At 42.7% G+C, this 23,252-nt stretch carries 21 protein-coding genes and 1 pseudogene; 5 read left to right on the top strand and 17 right to left on the bottom strand.

The genetic code is table 11. From position 1 onward, the window contains the following. Positions 1-153, top strand: a pseudogene (locus HRT55_RS18625) (IS110 family transposase); the annotation flags it as partial. Positions 154-537: 384 nt separating this feature from the next. Here HRT55_RS18625 and HRT55_RS18620 read toward each other — a convergent pair. The 3 genes from HRT55_RS18620 to HRT55_RS18610 form a co-directional block, all read right to left on the bottom strand. Next, positions 538-984: a hypothetical protein gene (locus HRT55_RS18620; protein ID WP_291623629.1), complete on the bottom strand. Its 447-nt coding sequence runs from the start codon at positions 982-984 to the stop codon at positions 538-540. A 117-nt stretch (positions 985-1,101) separates the two neighbouring features. Next, complete coding sequence (locus tag HRT55_RS18615) at positions 1,102-1,329, bottom strand: hypothetical protein (protein WP_291623627.1); 228 nt, start codon at positions 1,327-1,329, stop codon at positions 1,102-1,104. A gap of 610 nt (positions 1,330-1,939) precedes the next feature. Further along, the gene (locus HRT55_RS18610) at positions 1,940-2,857 is read right to left on the bottom strand and encodes a patatin family protein (protein ID WP_291623625.1); all 918 of its coding nucleotides are present in this window, start codon (positions 2,855-2,857) and stop codon (positions 1,940-1,942) included. A gap of 508 nt (positions 2,858-3,365) precedes the next feature. Here HRT55_RS18610 and HRT55_RS18605 point away from each other — a divergent pair. Both HRT55_RS18605 and HRT55_RS18600 read left to right on the top strand, forming a co-directional pair. Next, the gene (locus HRT55_RS18605) at positions 3,366-3,605 is read left to right on the top strand and encodes a DoxX family protein (protein WP_291623639.1); all 240 of its coding nucleotides are present in this window, start codon (positions 3,366-3,368) and stop codon (positions 3,603-3,605) included. Positions 3,606-3,787: 182 nt separating this feature from the next. Further along, complete coding sequence (locus tag HRT55_RS18600) at positions 3,788-4,207, top strand: thioesterase family protein (protein ID WP_291623623.1); 420 nt, start codon at positions 3,788-3,790, stop codon at positions 4,205-4,207. A 347-nt stretch (positions 4,208-4,554) separates the two neighbouring features. Here HRT55_RS18600 and HRT55_RS18595 read toward each other — a convergent pair whose 3' ends face one another. The 12 genes from HRT55_RS18595 to HRT55_RS18540 form a co-directional block, all read right to left on the bottom strand. After that, complete coding sequence (locus HRT55_RS18595; RefSeq protein WP_291623621.1) at positions 4,555-5,790, bottom strand: Zn-dependent hydrolase; 1,236 nt, start codon at positions 5,788-5,790, stop codon at positions 4,555-4,557. A gap of 157 nt (positions 5,791-5,947) precedes the next feature. Continuing rightward, positions 5,948-6,949, bottom strand: a complete 1,002-nt coding sequence (locus tag HRT55_RS18590; RefSeq protein ID WP_291623619.1) for a TIGR03842 family LLM class F420-dependent oxidoreductase — start codon at positions 6,947-6,949, stop codon at positions 5,948-5,950. 84 nt (positions 6,950-7,033) lie between these two features. Beyond that, complete coding sequence (gene npdG, locus HRT55_RS18585; protein WP_291623617.1) at positions 7,034-7,711, bottom strand: NADPH-dependent F420 reductase; 678 nt, start codon at positions 7,709-7,711, stop codon at positions 7,034-7,036. Further along, entirely contained in the window at positions 7,708-8,499 is a 792-nt protein-coding gene (gene cofE / locus HRT55_RS18580) for a coenzyme F420-0:L-glutamate ligase (RefSeq protein WP_291623615.1), read from the bottom strand. Before cofE ends, npdG begins: the two co-directional genes overlap by 4 nt. Next, a complete protein-coding gene (gene cofC / locus HRT55_RS18575; protein ID WP_291623613.1) occupies positions 8,466-9,116 on the bottom strand; it encodes a 2-phospho-L-lactate guanylyltransferase in 651 nt (216 codons plus the stop codon). The genes cofE and cofC overlap by 34 nt, the downstream gene beginning before the upstream one ends. Next, positions 9,117-10,175: a 2-phospho-L-lactate transferase gene (gene cofD, locus HRT55_RS18570; protein WP_291623611.1), complete on the bottom strand. Its 1,059-nt coding sequence runs from the start codon at positions 10,173-10,175 to the stop codon at positions 9,117-9,119. It lies immediately after the preceding gene. Next, a complete protein-coding gene (gene cofH, locus HRT55_RS18565) occupies positions 10,172-11,524 on the bottom strand; it encodes a 5-amino-6-(D-ribitylamino)uracil--L-tyrosine 4-hydroxyphenyl transferase CofH (protein WP_291623609.1) in 1,353 nt (450 codons plus the stop codon). Before cofH ends, cofD begins: the two co-directional genes overlap by 4 nt. A gap of 8 nt (positions 11,525-11,532) precedes the next feature. Further along, complete coding sequence (gene cofG, locus HRT55_RS18560; protein ID WP_291623607.1) at positions 11,533-12,711, bottom strand: 7,8-didemethyl-8-hydroxy-5-deazariboflavin synthase CofG; 1,179 nt, start codon at positions 12,709-12,711, stop codon at positions 11,533-11,535. A gap of 487 nt (positions 12,712-13,198) precedes the next feature. Next, positions 13,199-13,927 (bottom strand): outer membrane protein OmpK, encoded by a 729-nt coding sequence (locus HRT55_RS18555; protein ID WP_291623605.1) that lies wholly within the window; start codon positions 13,925-13,927, stop codon positions 13,199-13,201. 175 nt (positions 13,928-14,102) lie between these two features. Further along, complete coding sequence (hydA, locus tag HRT55_RS18550) at positions 14,103-15,545, bottom strand: dihydropyrimidinase (RefSeq protein WP_291623603.1); 1,443 nt, start codon at positions 15,543-15,545, stop codon at positions 14,103-14,105. 141 nt (positions 15,546-15,686) lie between these two features. Beyond that, positions 15,687-17,225, bottom strand: coding sequence for an NCS1 family nucleobase:cation symporter-1 (locus HRT55_RS18545; protein ID WP_291623602.1), 1,539 nt, complete (start codon positions 17,223-17,225; stop codon positions 15,687-15,689). 445 nt (positions 17,226-17,670) lie between these two features. Further along, positions 17,671-18,606 carry a LysR family transcriptional regulator gene (locus HRT55_RS18540; RefSeq protein WP_291623601.1) on the bottom strand — a complete coding sequence of 312 codons (936 nt, stop codon included), beginning with the start codon at positions 18,604-18,606 and terminating at the stop codon, positions 17,671-17,673. A gap of 240 nt (positions 18,607-18,846) precedes the next feature. Here HRT55_RS18540 and HRT55_RS18535 point away from each other — a divergent pair, with 240 nt between their 5' ends. Then, on the top strand, positions 18,847-20,190 hold the full coding sequence (locus HRT55_RS18535) for an aspartate aminotransferase family protein (protein WP_291623600.1): 1,344 nt from the start codon (positions 18,847-18,849) through the stop codon (positions 20,188-20,190). A gap of 153 nt (positions 20,191-20,343) precedes the next feature. Continuing rightward, entirely contained in the window at positions 20,344-21,834 is a 1,491-nt protein-coding gene (locus HRT55_RS18530; protein WP_291623599.1) for a CoA-acylating methylmalonate-semialdehyde dehydrogenase, read from the top strand. A 127-nt stretch (positions 21,835-21,961) separates the two neighbouring features. On the opposite strand, the gene HRT55_RS18525 is transcribed toward HRT55_RS18530, so the two are convergent. Both HRT55_RS18525 and HRT55_RS18520 read right to left on the bottom strand, forming a co-directional pair. Further along, positions 21,962-22,642 carry a TetR/AcrR family transcriptional regulator gene (locus HRT55_RS18525; RefSeq protein WP_291623598.1) on the bottom strand — a complete coding sequence of 227 codons (681 nt, stop codon included), beginning with the start codon at positions 22,640-22,642 and terminating at the stop codon, positions 21,962-21,964. 212 nt (positions 22,643-22,854) lie between these two features. After that, on the bottom strand, positions 22,855-23,187 hold the full coding sequence (locus tag HRT55_RS18520) for a hypothetical protein (RefSeq protein ID WP_291623637.1): 333 nt from the start codon (positions 23,185-23,187) through the stop codon (positions 22,855-22,857). Between the last annotated feature and the right edge of the window lie 65 nt (positions 23,188-23,252).

Below are 23,252 nucleotides of genomic sequence, written 5' to 3'. Positions count from 1 at the left end.
AGGTACAATCGCTTAATGCACAAAGGTAAGCATCGAAATGTGGTGGTGACGGCGATTGCTCGGGAGATGATTGCCTACATCTGGGCAATCTCGCGTGAAGTTGTATTGCCTGTTGTTGATGTGAAGTTACGTTTAGCAAGGATGCCTGCATGAGAAATGTTCTAAAAAAAGGTTTTGAGTTAGCGCATGGGATCAAGCATCGGGTGTGGCACAACCACCGACGGCGTTAGGATGGCAATAGCCTAACGGCTATTGGACCACGAACATAGACTGAAGACAGGTGCCACGACGAAATGAGTAAGGTAGGCGCTGCTAGCCAACAGGTTAGTAATCCACGAATATCAGCATGATAACCGACGAAATTACTTGCTTCATTCTATGCGTTAACTCACTTAATTTGAAAAGTGAAAGTAAGGTTCTTAATTAATGAACAAGGATCAGTGTATTTAACTTGACGTGGGGAGTCATACCAACGCCCCAATAAGAGGCTAAAAATTGTTTGCTAAAATGTTGAGGGACGAAAACAGCAAACTGTTTTTAGTCCTGCTTGATTGGCTTGTTAGCACTAAATACTTTGAGTTTTGCTGCCAAATATTGACAATATTTCCCTACACAAAGTAGAACAGAGCCAAGAAGAAATAGCCAAAACCAAATTTTTGAGAAAAAAGATGCTTGTCCTTTTAACGCTTTTTTTCTATCGTCTCTCATACTAATAGCTTTTGCGACTGCACCATATGCATCTTGTCTAATTTCCCAAGCTCGCTCTCGTAATTGATCTGCATCAGTTTCTTTTGGAAGAGTAGCGAGATCACCAAGGGTGCTTAGAACTGAAATATTTACTTCCTCTTGAATTGAATATTGCCATTCAGATGCTTGTTTATCCCACCAACCTGAAAATAAGAACTGCCAGGAAGCGGCAATAATTAATAAAGTTAAACCAATGGATTCAAGTAGCAATCCATTTACTCCTACCTTATGACTCACAGATATCCCCTTTAGTGCTAACGCCCAAATAACAGGCTAAGTAATTGTTGGCTAAAATGTGAAACGAAGTGGAACGCAGCCAACTGTTACGTGTCCTTGTTTATTTTCTTGTTATGTTTACTGACTCTTAACCTGTAGATGAGCAATAATTTTTGGCGTTAACTCTTTAATTAAATTAATAATATCATCGTGTGATAGATTTAATAAAGCCCAACCATCTGTGCCCATAACTTCAATTGATTCGATATCAATTTTTGAGGGTGCTAAACGTTCATCACACCACAAACCTGAAATACGGAAGATTCCTAAATCTGTATTAATACGACTAATATTGAAATCATTCACAAAACCTCAGGTAAACATAACAGCTTATTATGGAGCCGGCTCAGTAATGTCCGTCTCATAATCAAAATTTAATTTACATTAATATCCCACAAATACAAAGCATTAGAAACCACTGTAACCAATTTTTTAATCAAAGATAGGATGTTACTAAGCCCGCGCAGTAATACCTACCATAGAAAACGGTATTAATTACTATGAGATCAATCAAATAGACGTTTATTGATGTTTTTTAAGAGTGTTACTGAGCCGGCTTAGTAACACTCTTAAAATATTCATTAGAAAATATATGGCAAAACATTTATTGCTAATGTCGCCTTAGCGCACCAAGAAGTCATTAGCTATGAACTAATTTTAATAGTCCATTGGTAAAAGTTAAGGTTCACTTTTACCACGAAACAGACATAATTTAGACCTGAGCTTATCTTAATAAATAGTCCGCTTTGCCATTTAAACTCAAGCACTATAGCGGTCCTTGACCTTTTTAAAAAACCCGATGAATTAGAACATTACTTCTATGGCAGTTTCGCCTCCAAAGCGTTATATAAACCTCTAATCAGGAATACAAATTAACAATTCCACTAGATATTGCCATTAAGTCTAATATTGTCTTTTAGTGATGAAGAAGCTCACAACTAGCGTTCTTTATGAATTGGGTTCCCATTTTAAAACCCATTTCATAATCTGCTTGTAAAGCAAGATCACTGCTGCCTAACAATTTACTGGCCAGTGGCTTAGGTGGAGATATTTCAATAATTTTTACGCCCTTAGGTGGTGTTTTTATAAAGTTAAGTGCATCTTTATATGAGTTTTCATGCTCTGTAATAATATCTAGTACTTTAGGGCATTTATTTTTATGACAAAGCCAAGATTTTAATTTATGAGCCCACTGCATTTTTACTTCGTAGTCAGATGGCACGGTTCTAATGGTGACAATTGTTTTAGCGCCTTGAGCATAGGCTTCTTGGATGGGAATAGGTGAAGCAACACCACCGTCTACGTAATGGGTATCACCAATTTTAACCCCTTGCTTATATAAAAAGGGCAAGGCACTTGAAGCTTTCAGAGGAGCAAGCCAGCCATCATTTTTCGGTTCAAAAAACGACGGCGTTAAATCTTGTGCTTTGGTTGCCGAAACTAATAATCGTCGATTTTCCATTTGTGCATTGGCACAGTCAATATTTAACCTATGTGAGGAGCTATCAATTTGATCAAAATACCAGTCTAGGTTGACTATACTTTTACCAATAAGTGGGCGTTTAATATTAAAAAAGTTTGGATGTTTGGATAATTCCATTATTGATTTTTTAGCATAACCAGCTTGCTTAGTAATATAGCTTGATAAGTTTTGCGCCCCCGCTGAAGTACCTATTAACAAATCAAATGGATTGAAGTCATTGAGTAACCAACTATCCAAAATTCCGGCTGTAAATACGCCTCTTTGACCACCACCTTCAGCAACTAATGCCAGTCCTTTGGTAGGGTTAGCTGTTATACATTTTTTGTTGTTCGAAATATCATATTTTTGCATAGAACTCCCAATTAGTGATAACAATTAGTACTTTCAATAGGCAATATAATTAAAAATATTAATGACACTGACTTTTAGCAATTAGCTATAAATATTGTGCTAAACGATATCAATGAATGGAGGTTAAAAAAGGTGTGATGAAGTCTATTTATATTAACAACTAGTGTTTAAATTTAAGTGTAAGTTCTTAGTTGTAACTGCCATTTTACAAATAATTACAACTACATACTCATGACATTTACACATCTTACAGCGCTAAGTAAGCTGTTATTTTAGTGGCGTAGCCTGACAATATTGATCGCCATAATAATTGTTTGAGTAATTACAATTAACTAGCTGTTTGTTATTAGGCTGTAAGTTGAAGATTGATTTGAGGTTGTTGAAAATATATTTCATGTTAATCACCTAGTTTATTACTTGCTTTAGTTAAGATGAAACTATTGTGAACCAAGGTTGTACTTCAGTAAATCCTATAATAGTAAAAATGTAGTTCTATAAAACTAAACTACTGTTAACTTTAACGCTAAGGCTAGCCACATTTTTTGAGTTAGCTGAGAAACCTGAACTACATCAAATTTTTCAAGTAATCAGATTACCTGATTGGTTTGGATATTTTATTGGGCTTGTCGAATTATTGGCAGGGATTGGATTATTAATATCTCGTTTTTCAGTACTGGCAGGTATTTCACCATGTTTAGTGCTGTTTATTGCTCAGTCATTTAATGTCGTTTATGTGAGATTTTTGTAAAGTATTCTTCTTATTGAAGTTAAGCGATAAAAAAGCATAATAAAGCTATTTTCGCGACTAGTTTAGGTTAATATATACTCAGATATTTACCCTCGTCATATAGGTTAAATATCTCGAACAGGCATTCAATATATTTTATCCCTTGATGCTTTCGGCTTAGCTTTTCAATTATTAGGGAAAATATGTTTTACGAAATAATAAAGCCACGTGTCGGCGAAACAGATGCTCTTGGACACATTAATAATACCGTTATTCCACAATGGTTCGAAGGTGCTAGAAACCCAATTTTTCGACTCTTCAGCCCTGACTTTAATTTAAACCTCAATCAATGGGGATTAATTTTAGCTAAAAGTACTATCGAGTTTCATCTGCCACTCTTGTTTGATTATGATGTGCAAATAAAAACCTATATTTCTCGCATTGGCACCAGCTCCCTTGATGTATATCAAGAGGCATGGCAAAACAGTGTTAAGCATGTTACTGGCACTGCGGTGATGGTTCATTACGACTTTATCGCTCGGGAGTCACGCCCTATATCTAAAGATTTCATTCAAAAACTACATGTTCACTTTAGTAACCCTATTTCTGAAACCTTTTATTAAATAGGCTCTGTTGTGCTGTGCTTGGTTACGTTAAATTAAGTTAGCGCTAATTCTTTTGAATAAGCTTCGCTAGCTCGAAGCTTATTTCTTGCCATCAAGCACAGAGCAATATGAGTAGGATTATTACTTAACAATAGAAAAGGCTGGTATAACTTGATTCAGTTTAGCCTAGGAAAATCTTCAAACCTGCTTGCCATGAACTGTATTTTTTACGCGCTAGATGTACTGATAGCTATATTTATAGCCACAACAAATATTGATAGCGAGAGGAAAATCTGAGCCCAAAGAACGGGCTCAGTGGTAGTACTGAAAAACCTACAAGCTTATAAACTTCTAAACTTCTGAAGTTAAGCGTCGTTAGCCTGTTCAACAACGGCTTGAAATAACACATCACAGCCAGCGGCTAAATCAGCTGGGTCAGCATTTTCAGCTTCGTTATGGCTGATACCATTTTCACAAGGTACAAATACCATAGCGGTTGGCGCAACCCGCGAGATATAACAGGCATCGTGACCGGCGCCACTGACAATATCCTGATGGCTATAACCAGACGTTTCTGCCGCTTTACGCACCGAGTCGACACATTTTTTGTTAAAAGGTACCGGTGGTGAATGCCAGATCTGCTCGAACTTCATCTCTAGACCGAGCTCACTGGCAATGCTTTGACTTATCTCACGTAACTCATGGTCCATTCCTGCCAGCACACTATCGTTAGGATGTCGTAAATCAATAGTAAAAAACACTTCTCCTGGGATAACGTTACGAGAATTAGGGAATACTTGCAACAGACCTACTGTCGCACAAGCGTAAGGCGGGTTACTTAGGCCAATACGGTTAACTTGATCAATGATTTTAGCAGCGCCTAGCAAAGCATCTTTTCGACTCAGCATAGGTGTTGGTCCCGCATGAGATTCCTGCCCTGTAAGAGTGACTTCATACCAGCGCTGTCCTTGAGCATCGGTTACTATACCAATGGTTTTCTTTTCATTTTCAAGAATAGGTCCCTGCTCGATATGCGCTTCAAAGAACGCCTTAAACTCACGATTACCACACTCTAATTCACCGTCATAACCAATGCGGGCAAGTTCCTCACCCATAGTTTTACCATCGAGATCGGCACGACTTAGACCATATTCAAGGTCAAACACCCCGGCAAATACCCCAGACGCCACCATCGCTGGTGGAAAACGAGAGCCTTCTTCATTGGTCCACACAGAAGCCTCGATTGGTGCAAGGGTCTCGATATTGTGATCATTTAAACTACGAATCACTTCTAGCCCCGATAATACTCCATAAATACCGTCAAACTTACCGCCCGTCGGCTGGGTATCGAGATGACTACCCATGACCACAGGTGGCAAACTATTATCTTTACCCGCTCGGCGGGCGAAGATATTGCCCATAGCATCAACACGCACAGTACAACCTGCTTGCTTACACCAGTCGACAAACAAATCACGACCTTCTTTATCCAGATCCGTCAATGCTAACCGGCAGACACCACCTTTAGGGGTAGCACCAATTTTGCCCATCTCCATCAAGCTGTCCCACAAACGCTTACCATTGATTTTATTATTTAACATTTGTTATTCTCCATATTTTTCGACCCACAGGAAGACCACTTTTTTTTGTCATAGTAAAATTCACCGCTGATAATTAACTAAACTATTGGCTAAATATTGGCGGTAAGTTTTAACGAAATCATTAGCTGATCAATTTACCGAGCTATCAACGAACTTATTATCGAAAGAGTGGAATAATATGTTTACCGTAGTTCTCGATGATTTTCTCTTCATCACCGCTATCTAAGTAAATGTTAAACTGGGTCGTACCTGCTTCTTCAAGCTCTTTGATCTTAGTAACATGCTGGTCCATGTCACCCAAGACACAGAAGCTCTCCACGATATCTTTAGAAATGAAATCTAGGTATGGATTATCACTTTGACCGTGTTTTGAATAGTCGTAACCTTTACGCTGTTCGATGTAGGCGGTAAGACTTTCAGGCACCAAACCACTGTGTGCACCGTATTTTTCAACGATATCAGCTACATGATTACCGACCATTGCCGGGAACCACTTAGTCGCTTCCACACAATAATCCATGTCACCGACATAAGCCGGTGCCGAAGCAATAACTTCAAACTTAGACATATCACGTCCGGCTTCAACACCAGCCTTAATTGCCTGATCAGCAAACCATTTTACCAATGATGGCTCGGCTATCTGGATAACCACACCATCACCTACCTCACCCGCAGTTTTCAGTGCTTTAGGACCATAAGCACCAATATAGATTGGCAATTCATAACCTTGTGCCCATGGCAATTTTACTGGTTCAGGGCTTTCGCCATATTGAACTTCTTCACCACGGACCATTGCTTTCACCTTAGTGGTGAATTCAGCTACACGGGCCAGGTTGGCGGGTTTTTTACCCATAACTCGCATCGCACTATCGCCACGACCCAAACCAAGATGGAAACGGCCATTACTTTGCAGCGCTAAGCTAGCAAATAAACTCGCCGCCACTGACCAGTCACGTGAGTTTGGATTAGTCACACAAGGACCAAAACTCATTTTAGTGGTGTGTTCCATACACATAGCAATAGCAGGAAAACATTCGCGCCATAAAATGTGTGAATCGTAGAACCAGCAATGAGTAAAACCTGCATCTTCCGCCTGTTTAACCAAACTACGGGCACGTTCAGGGCTTACAAAACCTTTAAAAGTAATACCAAAATCCATTATTCTCTCCTTTGATTAACAAAATTGTTATTGTTCTATTTATTGTTGAAGGTTAAATACCAATAAGTTTCTTCCCACTTGGTATTAAGTACCGGGCGCCCAAATTTTCAGTCCTGCATGAGAAAACGGTACTTTCTTTGAAATATTAAGGCGGATCAGCATAGGCGTAATTGCCTCTACACAACGGGAATTCACCGCCGGACCTACGTTATATGCAGCTACATCCAATCGCTGGATAAGTGCCATGACCAGCTCTTTTGCCGCTAGATCGTTACCACAAACCAAGATATCGCAATTGATCGCCTGGTCGAGTTTGTTGAGGGTATGGGCAGACACATTATGTAGTGCGCCTACCACGGGAATTTCATTACCCAATAGCGCCTGAGCAGCTTCGGTTGCCGAGCCTTCAGCCGGCATAGCCACCGCTTTAGGATTTCCTTCGGCCAGTGGCACCACAATATCCACCAATATTTTATCGGCTAGCAATGGTTTGATAGCCGTTAACGTTGCGTTGTGTGCACTAAATGGCACCGCCAAAATAATCATTTTGTCAGCAGCGTTTACCGCGCCCTCGTTATCCGTACCCGAGATAATACCCAGTGCACCATTTGAGCCGCCAATAATTTGAGTGAGTTCAGTGGCAATTTCGCCAGCGCGGTTTGCATCCCTAGAGCCTATTACTACATCAACACCTGACTTTGCAAAACGTAATGCCAGACCTCGTCCTTGGGGACCAGTACCACCTAAAATAGCTATTTTCATCTAAATAAATCCTCTTTTAATGGTCTAACTAAATCGAGGGCTGAACTCACTTCTGCTTGCCAGCTGACCCCCTTAAAAATAAGCGCCGGTTTTTTAGCGTCTTTTGCCATCAACAAACCAGACGCTGCGGCTAGCTCGTCAGCAAGTGCTGGTGCGGTAACGGCCAATGGTCGGCCAAAAGCATCTTTTTCTCCGGCCAGATCTACCTTGGCAGGCACACCTGCAAGGCCAATGGCGACATTTACCAGTCCCATGCGCCAGGGGCGGCCAAAAGTATCAGTGATCACCACTCCAACTCTGACACCATAGGCGGTTTCTAGACGATCACGTAAGGCGCGGGCACTGGCATCGGGATCAATTGGTAGCAATAATAATGTGTCTTTTTGGTCAATATTGGATTCATCCACCGCCGCATTGGCGCAGACAAACCCTAAATTATGTTCAGTGATAACTATGCCTTCAGATTGCCCAGCATGAGTTACCGCCCGCACCACACTTTTTGACTCACCAAGGATGACCTCGATTTTACGTGGGTCCTTGTTTACTTTAGTTGCCAGCGCCACAGCCTCTGCTGATGGGATAACGTCTTTAAGGGCGACAAAACGGTCTTCCGCTTTAGAGACCACTTTCTGAGCAATAACTAGAATGTCGCCATCTTCAATACACAGCTCAGTTTTATCCATAGCACTAATTAAAATCTGCGCTAAATCATCACCCGGCTGAATATCGCCAATACCGTCGACAGTTTGAATGGTTACGCTGTTTTGCCTAGTTTGCCTATTTTGCATAGTCTGTTTAACTCCTGAGTAACTGGACTTGATAAAAGTGACAACAGTTCGAGATCGCTTGGGGTATCAATATCTAACGCTAATGCAGGTAAGTTCATCACCTGACAAGCTATGCCACGTTCATGTGCCGCATTTTGATGGGCAATACTAGAATCAATACCGTATAAAAACGGAATGACATTGGGCGGCGTGGTTAATAAGGCATTGGTGCCAAGATCATAGGCTGGACACAAAACCACGGATGGCGCTGGACGATGAGTCATTAGTAACCGCTCAAATTCTTTATGGTCGAGTTCGGCAATATCTGCTGGAATTAACAGCTGTGACTGAAAATGATTATTCAGACTCCAACGCGCGGCACTTTCAACGGCCTGTCGTAAACCCAACTTAGTTTCTATCAATACCGAAGCGCCATAGTTACGCGCGATATCAGCAATATACTCAGAGCCAGTCACCACTAGTAAATGGTGCTGAGAAAAATACCGTTTAAAAAATGATAATGTTGTTTTAAACATTGATAGCGCCAATGCCTGCCGCTGCCCGCCACTCAAATGTGGATGTAAACGTGTTTTAGACAAGCGAGGATCTTTCATCGGTATAACAATATTGGTTCTCATCTAGACTTCCAGTACCAGTTGACTGACACCTTTAAGCCCATCTTTCAGCTCCTGCTTAAGCCCAAGCTTAACCCCAAAAAAGGTGCTCATCTCAGCAACGACATTTTCGGCCAATGCAACCTTATCGATACGGTTTGTCATTAGCGTCTGCGCTACCATCACCTTCAGGCCTCGCGCTTCAAGTTGTGATAAATATTGTTGGTCTTTAACATCAATAACCAGACCGTCGATCAAACCCTGATAACAGTCCGCCACCCCCAGTACATCGCAGCTAAAATTCATCGCTGTCATCATTTTGTCAGCAGGCCCTTTAACCGTATGGCCATTAATTATTGGCGACACAGCTACCACTGGCGCTTTGGCGGCTTTGAGTGCTGCTCGCATCCCCGGTATATTTACGATGGGGTTGATACTGACAATAGGATTACTCGGCGCTATGATGATCAAATCGGCCTCGCTAATCGCACTTAGAGCTTCTGGTGTTGGTCGAGCATCTTCAATGCCAGACTGAGCGATATCAAGGATGTCCGGCTGACAACCCTGCTGAACAAAATAACTCTGAAAATCAAGCCAGCCTTCTTCTGTACGAATACGATTTTGGATGACGTCATCGGTGGGTAACAAAATATTAGCGGTTACGCCCAAGCGGTTAGCGATATGTTTGGCGATAACTGATGATCGGATGCCAGATTGTTTCTGTTGAGTACGGTATATATGGGTCGCAAAATCTTTATCGCCCAGAGACATCCAAGTATCACAGCCCAGCCGAGCAAGTGCTGTAAGGGTATTATTAGTTTCGTCTTTTAAGCCCCAGCCTTGCTTAGTATCAATCAGTTCAGCCAGCGTATAAATTAGAGTATCAATATCAGGTGAAACCCACAGCCCGTGAAATGACATATCATCGGCAACATTACCTATCACTGACAGCTCAAAGCTATTTTCACTGCGGTTTTTACTTTGATAACTACTGTGACCTTTACTGAGGTATAACCCTTCAGCCATTTTGGCACCACCGACACCACCGGATAACAGCACTATTTTCATCGGTGCACCACTCATGATAAAGCTCCGGAAACTCTCGGCATTAAAGCATTATCACTAGAGGCTATTTCCATCACAGGGATAGTTTGGCGACAAACTGTGTCTACCAGTTCAAGGGTTGCAGAGCGTTCAAATTTTTCAATGGTTTGATACAAGGTATTACGACGAGCCGCGTGTAAACCGGCTTTTTCAATCATCTTAACCATGTCAGCAGGCACAATCTCTTGACCATTTTTACCGCCAGACGCCCGAGTAATACTTTCATTCATTAAGGTACCACCTATATCGTTGGCGCCTGCCCGTAACATTGCACTGGCGTAATCGGGTCCCAATTTGACCCAAGATGCTTGGATGTTGTCTATCCAGCCATTGAGCATTACCCGTGAAATAGCGTGCATCTTAATATTTTCATCTGCGGTAGGACCGGGACGAACATCAGGCTGGCTTAAATATAGCGGCGATTCATAATGGACAAATCCCAGCGGAACAAACTCAGTGAACCCACCAGTTTGTTGCTGAATAGTACGAATCTTACCAATATGCTCTACCCAGTGTTTTGGGCTATCAACATGGCCATACATAATGGTCGCTGTAGTTGGTAAACCCAGTTTGTGTGCCGTGGTGATGATATCTATCCACTGCTCAGTACTTAGTTTATCTTTGGTCAGCTTTTTACGTATCTCCACATCGAGAATTTCTGCTGCCGTGCCTGGCATTGAGCCGAGGCCATGATCGATTAAATCCTGGATAAAATCTGCGGTAGACATGCGGCTTTTACGTGCGCCGTACCAGATTTCAAAGGGTGAAAAAGCATGGATATGCATATCAGGCACTTGTGCCTTAATTGCTTTTAGAATGTTTCGGTAGTGATCGCCTTTAAGGTCTGGATGTAAACCACCTTGAATACAGACTTCGGTAGCACCACGGTCCCAAGCTTCTTGAGCACGGTTGGCAATTTCATCCATCGACAACAATTCAGCACCCGCTTCGTTTTTACGTTTGGCAAAGCCACAAAACTTACAGCCCATATTGCAAACATTGGTGAAGTTGATGTTTCGAGTAATGACAAAGGTGCCACAATCACCAACGCTGTTTTCCCGTAGCTTATCGGCGGTGGCAATCAAGGCATCGAGATCACGTCCTTGGGTGTCAAATAATATCAAGCCTTCTTGTTCACTGATGTCTTCATCATTAAGTGACTTGTTGAGGATGTCGCTGACTTTTGCAGAAGTTGACCTTAACAAGGCGGTTAACGAAGCATTACTTGGTGTAGCACCCGCTGTAGCATCAGTTGTTTGATTAGAAGACGCATTACCTGTGCCATTACCAATAGCTTGGGGCACCATTGAAATATAATCATTCATCATAACTCTCCTTAAAGCGCCACGTGGTAGATGGTATCAGCGGCTTGGGTTGCTAATTCTCCCACAACACATTGTTGAGCGGCTAAGCCGTCAGCGCGAGCCATACCTTGGAGTCGCTGAGATATTTGCGGACTAAGATATTGTTGTTTGAGATAATCGGGGTAAACCGCAAGACGCTCTTGTAACAGATAACCACAGTCCTGAGTCGCCTTGGCCAGTTGCTCAATTTGCGGCCATGCCCGCTCTGGATTAATAAAGTCTTTAGTTAGCGGAGAAATACCGCCCCAATCGTTAATACCGCTGCCGATATAATCTTTATAGCGTTGCTGTAGATTAGGTGGCGCTTGAATACTAATGCTAGGGTCCAGCATCAAACGTGCGACAGCGAGTGTGCGTAACATGTCCTCAAGATTTGGCTCTGGATGGTCGGCCATAGCCGTGCCCGATTTAGCACAAAAGTTCTGTACAATAACTTCCTGAATGTGGCCATATTTGAGATGAAGATTATTTATCGCCTCAAGACTTTCTACTCGCTCGAGCCAGGTTTCACCAATACCGATTAAAATACCTGTGGTGTAGGGAATATTCTGCTCACCAGCGCTTTTGATGGTGGCTAGACGTAAAGCGGGAACTTTATCTGGACAGGCAAAGTGAGCCTGGCCTTTTTGTAATAATCGTTCACTGACTGTTTCGAGCATCATGCCCATACTAGCGCTGACATTTTTAATCTTTGCCAACTCGTCAGCGGTCATAGTTCCGGCATTAACGTGGGGTAACAAGGTGGTTTCACGCAGTATCAAGGCGCTGATTTCAGCGACATATTCCATCATAGTGGAAAACCCTTGCTCAGCCAGTGCTGATCGAGCTTCGCGATAACGCAGTTCAGGTTTTTCACCTAGGCTCAACAAGACTTCTTTACAACCCATTGCTTGACCCTGACGAATGACGGTCAATACCTGCTCTGGCGTCATGATGGTTGCATTACCCGATCCAGGACGCTGAACGAAAGTGCAGTACTGGCACTCATCACGGCACATATTGGTTAAAGGAATAAAAACCTTTCTTGAATAGGTCATGGTTTTGCCCCAATGCTCATCACGTACAACACAAGCGGCCTTTCTTAGCGCATTCAATTCTTCGCCGCAAACATCGCCCAGTTGACTTGCCTGTGCTGCTGTTAACTTATCCATGTCGGCTCCCAGATTAATTATTATTATTATCATCTTTAGCAGGGCTTATAAAAACATCGTTTATTGTCATTTAATGACCTAAGTTTTACCCTTTGGTAAATTAATATAGTGTTGTTTTTACCAACTGGTCAAGTCTTTTCAACTAAAGAAGTTAAAATATTGTTTAATTTTTGATACAAAATGAGTTGTTTATTGGCCAGAATTCTCCCCCTAATTGTTAAACAGCAAGTGACAACTGGGGGGTATAAATATGAAGGAATACCACAAAGAAGGTAAAACTGAGCGGTGTTAATTTTGATTGGTAGGATTAGCTAACGCATTCACCAACGCATTAAACTAGGTCAGCAATGATGCTCTATTGGATAAAAAGGTAAGTTTAAGCCTTCATCCTTGTTCGATAAGCTCGCATAAAGGTTTGGTCGCTATATTTTGCTAGCAAAAATATAGCGACGGAGCTGCCTCAGGGGATAAAACTAGCAATTGAGTGTTAAAAATGCCATTTAGCCAGCAATGACACACTACGTTCATCCACACCGGCTATGCCAAACTTATTGTTCCAGTAAGCGTACTCAATACCCACATAAACAGGCGCTTTAGTATCAAATACCTTGCCTAGGTTATATTTTAACTGTGAAGTAAAATTCATTTCAGATGCCTGAGTATCTGAAGACGTACTCCAATCAATAAAGCCATCATAAAGGAACTCAGCACTGCCCAGTTTAAAGCCTTTCCCCCAAGTAAGGGTCAACATTTGATCGTTATCCGACAACTGGTTGTTGGCTTGATAAACATTGGCGGTGAAATAATTGAAACCAGGTATATTAAGACTAACCCCTAGACCAACAAGGTAATTATCAAATGACTCACCCATCTCCCAAGTGGTTGCAACATACACATCGCTGATAATGCCAAATGACAGATCGTTACCCGTAACATAGCCCAGGCTCAGGCGCGGCGAAAACTCAGCATAATTTTCCAGGGTGCCGTCATCATATTTGGAACGGTCTAGGAAGAAGAAGGTATCTCCCCACGTATGGCCACTGGCATGTTCTACAGTCAAAAATTGTCGACTACTATCACCCACTTCATATTGATCACTGGTGAGATAGCTGAGGCTGAAATCACTCCATTGCTGCTCGGCGCTAGCCATAGTACTAAATGCCATACTGGCACAAACCGATACCAGCGCCAGTGCCCTTTTATTAAAATTGTTCATAGTGTTTTCCTTGAAAGTTTAAGATGTGTTTTGTTTTTATTGTAAATTTTTCGCACACTTATCCTCAGCGCTATTGTCTTACAAAGTTAATAGTGCAAGGCTCTACATGTGTTGGAGGTATTTCCTATCCAAGACTCACCGGTAAAAATAGTGAGTCCCATGGCAGGGAAATATATTAATCACTATTGACCGCCGTCGGTGTATTCACCTCAGCGTATTTTTTTAGCCCATCAAACATTGGATTAAAGGGTGGGCGATCTACATATTGTCCCGCGCCTCTGACTGCATCCAGTACACCGTTTGCCCAAACAAGTTTACCGCGACTAATGGTATGAGAAGGGATGCCGGTTACCGTCCGTCCTTCGAAAATATTGAAATCGATATTTTGATGATGGGTTTTTGCTGATATCGTTCGAGTTCCCTTAGGATCCCAAATAACCAGATCTGCGTCAGCGCCAACACTGACCGAGCCTTTACGTGGGTAGATATTAAATATCTTAGCGGCATTGGTTGACGTCGCCGCGACAAACTCATTGATAGTCAGTCGGCCAGTATTAACGCCAGCATCCCAAATCACGGCAAGACGGTCCTCGACCCCTGCGGTGCCATTGGGGATCTTGGTGAAATCATCTTTTCCTGCAGCCTTCTGATCTGCGCAGAAACAGCAATGATCCGTTGCTGTGGTCTGCAAGTTACCGCTTTGTAGCCCTTGCCATAAAGCGGCCTGATGATCTTTTGAGCGAAACGGTGGACTCATCACATGAGCCGCAGCAAATTCAGCATCAGGGTTGCGATAAACACTGTCATCTACCAACAGATGTCCTGCAAGTACTTCGCCATAGACCAACTGGCCCTCGTTGCGAGCACGAGTAATCGCCTCTAATGACTCTTTACAGGAAACATGCACCACATAAATAGGCACATTCATCACCTCAGCAATACGGATTGCCCTATTAGCTGCCTCCCCTTCCACCGCGGGTGGTCGTGACATCGGATGTCCTTCAGGGCCAGTAATACCTTTGCTTAACATCTCTTGTTGTAATTGAAAGACTAACTCCCCGTTTTCCGCATGCACTGTTGGAATAGCACCAAGGTCCATTGAGCGACGGAAGCTTTTAATCAATGTTTCATCATCAGCCATGATAGCGTTTTTGTAAGCCATAAAATGTTTGAAGCTGTTAACCCCATAATCATTAACCAGGGTGCCCATATCTTCATGAACAGACTCATCCCACCAAGTAATTGCCACATGGAATGAATAATCCGCTGCCGATTTACTGGCCCAATCCTGCCACTGATGAAAAGCTTCCATCAAAGACTGCCCTGGCGAGGGAATAACAAAATCGATGATGGTTGTTGTACCACCAGCCAAGCCTGCGGCTGTGCCAGTGTAAAAATCATCACTGGCGACCGTGCCCATAAAGGGTAGCTGCATGTGAGTATGAGGGTCTATGCCCCCAGGCATTATGTACTGGCCGGTGGCGTCGATGCATTCGGCACTCTCTGGCACGTCCAAATTATCACCTATGGCTACAATTTTACCTTCATCACAATATACATCTGCAGCAAAAGTCATATCAGCAGTGACAACTGTCCCGCCACGAATAATTATCGACATCGTTATCTCCTAAATAAAATGGTACGAAATGCTAGTAAACCTATAGCTAATAAAGCAGTGGCGAACAGTCAGAAACTGCTGTCGCCACTCTAGTACTAGTGCAAATAAGTACGGTTACAAATAAGTGTAACTAGCTAGTAGTTATGTATTGTCTTGCACGGCTTGTATCTCGTTAGCATCCATTGATGTTTGCTCGATACCAACATGACTTGTAGCTTGTTGCTTGCTGGCAATAAAATACACTAAACCACCCATAATAGAGCCGGTGAACCAACCAAATTGGTAGAACCAAGAGAACATGTCCGTCGTCATCGCAGTAAGTGTTAATGCCACAGGAATTGCAAAAGCTATCAGCCCAGCTTTGTTGAAACCACTGTAGATACCGTCTGACAAATAGAGCTCAGCTAATTCCAGACGTTGTTTTTTGATAATAAAGTAATCGACTATCATGATGCCTGCTATCGGCCCCAACAAACTGGAGTAACCCAATAACCAGCCGGTGTACATGGCTTCAACACTGACATCAGAATCAATCCAACCGAGCTTTTTAAGTAGCTCCCAGCTCATCAGTAATACACCAAACATACCCGTTAGTAATACACCACGTGTTTGGTTAATTTTCTTAGGCGCTATATTTTGAAAGTCGTTGGTCGGTGAAACTATATTGGCTGCAGTATTTGTCGACAAGGTCGCGATGATAATCATCACCATCGCAACCCCAACCCATACTGGACTGTCGATTTTGCCAATAAGGTTAATTGGATCTGAGATAGTTTCTCCAACTAGACTCATAGACGCGGCAGTTAAAACCACACCTAACGAGGCAAAAAAGAACATAGTCGCAGGCAAGCCAATAATTTGGCCAACTATTTGTGATTTCTGTGATTTAACATAACGACTAAAGTCCGGAATATTCAGCGATAAAGTAGCCCAAAAACCCACCATAGCCGTTAAGCCACCAAAGAAGTAACCCCAAAATGACGCACCTTCAGGACGGTTAGCAGGTGTTGCTAGTAATTCAGTCACCGAAATCTGCGGATAGGACCACATCATCAGACCAATACCTACCGTAAGTAGCAGCGGCGCGGCAATCGTTTCAAGGATCTTAATTGATTCTGAGCCCTTGATAACAATAAATAAGTTAATCACTAGGAAAACAAAAAATCCAATAACCTCGCCCGTTCCGCCGAGTGTAGCCCAGGGTTCAAACAGATTAGACATCAAGATATGAATGGCGATGCCGCCAAACAGGGTTTGGATACCAAACCAACCACAAGCGACTAGTGCTCTTATCATACAAGGGATATTGGAGCCTTTGATGCCAAAGGAAGAACGTAATAATACTGGGAAAGGAATGCCGTATTTGGTTCCCGGAAATGCATTAAGCGTCAGCGGGATTAATACAATGATATTTGCGATTAAGATAGTGATCAGAGCTTCGGTTACACTCAAACCGAAATAGGCGGTCAATACACCACCTAGGGTATAAGTTGGTACACAAATGGCCATGCCAACCCACAGCGCAGCAACGTTCCAAGTATTCCAAGTTCTGGCTTTAACAGTCGTTGGGGCTATATCCTCATTGTAGCCTTTACTGTCTCGGACATCTTTGCCCACTTCTAGCTCATAAAATTCGCCAACTTGAACGACTGACGAAGTATTTACATTACTGTTGTCCATCTTAATTCCTCATTGTTACCGCGCAGCTAAAACTAATATCTTAGTTATTTACGGTATTATTATTATATTGAGAACTCGCAATCCCTTGTGAAACACCTAGCTTTAAAACCAAGTAACACATAGCGCAACAACTTGTTATTTATAGCCTTTTACTTATACGCTAGAAATTATCAATGTTAATTTACGATTAAACATTAGCTTTGTAAATTACCGTTGGCAAGCATTATTTTTCCAATTGGTATAATTTTAACGCCGAATAAGTAGCCGAATTTTGACTAAATACAAGGCTGTAAAAATTGGCTACTTTTAGCTAGAAAGGGACTTTCAGAGGAAGTTACTTTGCTTAATAACTGATAGGAAAACAGTTGAAAAAATTATTTAAGCGGCTCTTATCAGTCATCCATGACTGTATTTACCAAGAAAAACTCACTTATGATCGGCGGAACTAGCCTCCGGCAGTCGTGCCGGCTTGTTGTAATTGCTCAAGAAAATTATCCAAGACCAAATTACTGGCAGCGCTTTTTTTAGTGATCGTGGCAAAAGGTGTCAGATAACTCATATGTGCAGGCATGATAGCCCGCATCGCACCTTCTTTAACCCAGCGGTGGGCATAATGATCCGGTAAGTAACCAATATAACGCCCGGTCAGAATCAAAAACGCTACCCCTTCCCTGTCGGTTGCTGATGCCGAAGGTTGCAGATCATGATGTAACGCCTTGATCTCCACTGTTTGCTCATAAGCAGGTAACACCGCGCTATATTGCTTCAACATAGATGGTGACAACTCCCTATCGTGTCGGCAGAACAATTCATGTTCCTGACTGCAATAAAGTGACGAACGCTCCTCATACAGAGGTAAATATTCAAGACCATCATAGTTTTTAAGTACTGGTATCACTCCGGTATGCAAGTGACCATCGAGCACTCCGCTTACTATTTCGTTGGGCGGGATCATCTGAATATTAATCTGCACATCAGGTCCGAGCCTATTGAGCTCTCTGAGCGCAGAAGTGATTCGCATTTGCGGCATAGTCACCAAATTATCGGTAATGCCGATATTGAGTTCACCCTTGAGGTTAAAATGAATGGCATTAATTTGGCTGCGGAATTCATCCAGCGCTGACAATAATTGTCGGGTTGAACGATAGACTTCCTGCCCCTCAGTAGTCAAGGAAAACCCCGCTCGACCCCGTTCACACAAGCGCAATGATAAACGTTTTTCAAGATCAGCAATCGCAATACTTACTGCCGAGCGGCTAATATTGAGCTCCAAAGCGGCCGGCGTAAAACCACTGTGCTGAACTACTGCCATAAATATCCGCAAGGTGCGCAGCTCAGCATCAGCGAGTTTTCCGGACAATGCCGGCGATTTAGTTTTCATGAATACACCCTGTAAAAAACTTCTTTGATAAGTAATTCATTGTTTTGTTATTTATAACAACTTGATTATAAATAACAAATAGCTTTAGGTAAGTAAAGGTTAACCTAAGAGTTAGTACAAAGGTATTTATCACTTGTTGACATGCTAGCACACTGAATTTCAATCGATCAGGCCAGATTATGGGCAGTTAGTCCCACTTTGGCCTAGCGCACAATCAACAATCTAGCTAAGGGAATAATTATGTCAGCCTTTGATATGCAACAATCTGCCGGTCTGAGCCGAGAAGAACTAGAAGCTTACTGGATGCCATATACCGCCAATCGTCAATTTAAGGAAAAACCTAGAATGATTGTCGGTGCTAAAGGCGCCTATTATACCGCCGCTGATGGCCGAAAAATATTTGATGGTTTATCCGGACTTTGGACCTGTGGCGCAGGCCACAACCGTCCCGAAATTGCCGAAGCTGTTTACAAACAACTTGGTCAACTCGATTATGCGCCAGCATTCCAATACGGTCACAAAGGCGCTTTTGAATTGGCAAACCGAATCAAAGAGCTAATGCCTGATGGTTTAGATCATGTTTTTTTCACTGGCTCTGGCTCAGAAAGCGCCGACACTTCATTAAAAATGGCCCGCGCTTACTGGCGTAAAAAGGGCAAAGGCACCAAAACCAAACTTATCGGTCGCAGTAAAGGTTATCACGGGGTCAATTTTGGTGGTTTCAGTCTCGGCGGTATCGGTGCCAACCGTACTCTATATGGTCAAGGTGTTGATTGCGATCACTTGCCACACACTATGTTACCCGAAAATAAATTTATCCGTGGCATGCCCGATAAAGGTGCAGAAAGAGCCGATGATCTGCTTGAACTTATTGCTCTGCATGATGCCTCAAACATTGCCGCCGTGATAGTCGAGCCAATGGCAGGCTCTGCTGGTGTATTACCACCACCTAAAGGTTATCTCAAACGTTTACGTGAGATCTGTGACCAAAATGAAATTTTATTGATTTTTGATGAAGTGATCACCGGTTTTGGCCGCATGGGCTCAAATACCGGTGCAGAGGAGTTCGGTGTAATACCCGATATACTCAATGTCGCCAAACAACTCACTAACGGTGCGGTGCCAATGGGTGCGGTTATTGTCAAAGATGACATTTACCAGACCTTTATGGACAACGGTGGTGCTGACTACATGCTTGAATTGCCACACGGTTATACCTATTCAGGCCACCCCGTTGCCTGTGCCGCCGCGCTAACATCACTGGACATATTGAAAAACGATCAGTTGGTCACCCAAGTCAGGGAAATGAGTCCTATTTTTGAAAATGCCCTGCACTCACTCAAAGGCACTCAATACATTAGCGATATTCGCAACTATGGTCTCGCGGGTGCACTGACTATAGAGTCTGCTCCGGGTGAGCCGCCATTACGTCCTTATCAAATTGCCCAGAAGTGCTGGGAAAAGGGATTTTATGTCCGTTATGGTGGTGACACTATTCAGCTTGGCTTGCCGTTTATTGTTAACCATCAGGAAATTGATGATGTCATCAACGCCGTCGGCGAATCAATTCTCGAATTGAGTTAACAATATAAACTTGCCTATATAAGTACAGCTATATAAGTAAATCAAGCACAAACATATAAGCACAAAACAAAATATACATATTACCCATCTCACAGTAGAGATTATCAATTATTAGCTATGGCTAGGCACCAGTGCCTGTCAAGGGAGAAAAAAATGACTTTAGTAGGACATCTTATCAACGGCGAAATTCGTACCGACGCAAGCCGACAACAGGATATTTTTAATCCATCAACGGGCCAGGTTAGCAAGCAGTTGGCAATCGCTGGCAAAGCGACTGTTGAAGAAGCCATCGCAGCGGCCAATGCCGCCTTCCCCGCTTGGCGGGCAACCCCTGTAGCCAAACGTGCGCGAATTATGTTCCGTTTTAAAGAATTATTGGAGCAACATGCCGATAAAATAATCACCCTCATCGGCGAGGAACACGGAAAAATATCACACGATGCTAAAGGGGAATTACAACGCGGTATCGAAAGTGTTGAATATGCCTGCGGTGCGCCAGAGCTACTCAAGGGTGAACATAGCCGCAATGTCGGTCCATCAATTGACTCTTGGAGTGAGTTCCAGCCATTAGGCGTGGTTGCGGGCATCACTCCGTTTAATTTCCCAGCAATGGTACCTTTATGGATGTACCCGATGGCGATTGTTTGCGGTAATACTTTTATTCTGAAACCATCAGAGCGCGATCCCAGCTCGGTACTTTTTATTGCTCAACTATTAGAAGAAGCCGGATTACCACCAGGGGTGCTCAATGTTGTTAACGGTGACAAAGAAGCGGTAGATACACTACTGCATGCATCTAAAATTCAGGCTGTGAGCTTTGTTGGTTCAACGCCTATTGCCGAATATATTTATGCCACAGCAAGTGCTAACGGCAAACGCTGTCAGGCACTGGGCGGTGCTAAAAACCATGCCATCGTTATGCCAGATGCCGACATGGATAATGCCGTCAATCAACTATTGGGCGCCGCTTTTGGCTCTTCCGGTGAACGCTGTATGGCTTTATCTGTTGCTGTCACTGTTGGTGACGCCGCAGGTGATGCACTGGTTGCGAAAATGAAACAGGCGATGACTAGTCTTAAAGTCGGTACTCATAGCGATAGTAGTAATGATTTTGGTCCGCTGATCAGCAAACAGCATCAGGAAAAAGTTATTGGTTATATAAATAGTGCCGAAGAGCAAGGCGCTAAGATTGTTGTGGATGGTCGCTACCCTGAAGTTACCGGTTTCAGCGAAGGATTTTTTGTTGGTGGCACCTTGATCGACAATGTCACAGCGGAAATGGTCAGTTATAAAGAAGAGATCTTTGGTCCGGTATTACAGGTAGTACGTGTAGACACTATGCAAGAAGCGATGGATCTTATCGATGCCCATGAATATGGTAACGGTACCTGTATATTTACCCGTGACGGAGAAGCAGCCCGCTATTTTTCTGATCATATCCAGGTAGGAATGGTTGGTATCAATGTACCTTTACCGGTACCTGTGGCGTATCACAGCTTCGGTGGCTGGAAACGTTCATTGTTCGGTGACTTACATGCCTATGGCCCAGATTCAGTGCGTTTTTACACTAAACGTAAAACGATTACTCAACGCTGGCCATCGGCAGGTGTTCGAGAAGGCGCCGAGTTCTCCTTCCCTTCATAAGCTAATACTTCGGCATTATCAACGGGATGCCAGCTTGGTATCCTGTTTTTCATCGCTCTGCCCCATTAAGCATTCAAACTTGCTTTGAGCGATAAAAAAGGCCGCAACTGCGGCCTTGTTCAACGGTTCAACTGTTCAACTGTTCAAGTCTAAACGTTAGGCCAATGCCTTTTAGCAGAGTATGGGTGAGGAAATCGCCAGCATTTTTGAAATCACCATCATCAAGTTCAGGCTTACCCAAAGCTATCTGGATCTGAGTAGAAAAGTCGGCATAAGTCTGGGTCGACGCCCAAATGACAAAAAATAGGTGCTGGGGATCAATGTCATCAATTAGCCCTTCGGCGATCCAGCCTTTAACCAGTTTGACATCCGCTTCCAGCGCAGGCTTTAGGTTTTCCTCAAGGTACTGACTAATATGCGGCGCACCATTGATGATTTCATTAGCAAAAACTTTAGAGCCGTTAGGATGGCTCTTGGAGATTTCCAGCTTATCGCGTATGTAATTGGATAGCATAGTAGCCGGATCTGAGCCTGGTTGATTAATCAGGTTAAGTTTTTCTAACCAAAGGTTTAATATATTTTTCAGCACTGTCTGATAGAGCAGCTCTTTGGAAGAAAAATAATACAGCATATTCTGCTTAGACATGCTTGCTTGCTCAGCAATAGACTCTAAGGTGGCGCCATTAAAACCACGTTGCGCAAAGATATGCTCTGCTGCTTCAATAATTTTAACTTCGTGAGCTTCACGGATTCGTGATGGGCGACGGGTCTTGGTAATTGGTTTATCTTCAGGCGTTTTTTGCGACATGATCGGCATTCACTACAGAAATATAAGGCTGAAAACAGCTAGCAATAGCTATTAATGAAGCAACATTATATGCCAATGATAATATTATGTCAGCTTTATCATTGGCATATAATGTTGCTACAGGGTGGCGCTATAGGTAGAACTAATTTTTTACTTAGACATTTTTTAAGGCTGTTGTCGACTAACTATATTACCGACTAAGGAATTGTCGACTAATGGAGTATTCTCGCTTGCTTGTCCCACAGGCTGCCTTGCCAATTCGAAATCGTTCCACTAGCTTCACAGGTATCGCAATGCCATTCAATCATATCAATGGCGCTACACTTGCCTTCAATACTCCCACCACAAGAAAGTTGCTCAGCTCGAGTGTTGCAGTTCAAATCAACATCAATCATTGGCTGCTCGATATTCTCAGAAACCGCTGACACAATCTTACTCAAAAATTTGAAAATTGTTTTTGCTTGTTTGGTAAGTTCTACTACATTACCTGCTTCATCAAGAAAATGTCTAAAATCTGTTTTTAACGCCATATATTTTTCAATCACCAAATGCTAATGCCGCTAACATATAGCACTTAGGCCTTTCAGTACATCAATTTGACCAATTATAC

This window comes from Colwellia sp. (genome assembly GCF_013214175.1).
Taxonomy (GTDB): Bacteria; Pseudomonadota; Gammaproteobacteria; order Enterobacterales; family Alteromonadaceae; genus Colwellia.
Note: the sequence above shows the minus strand (reverse complement) of the source record. Positions and strands in the feature narration are given on the sequence as shown.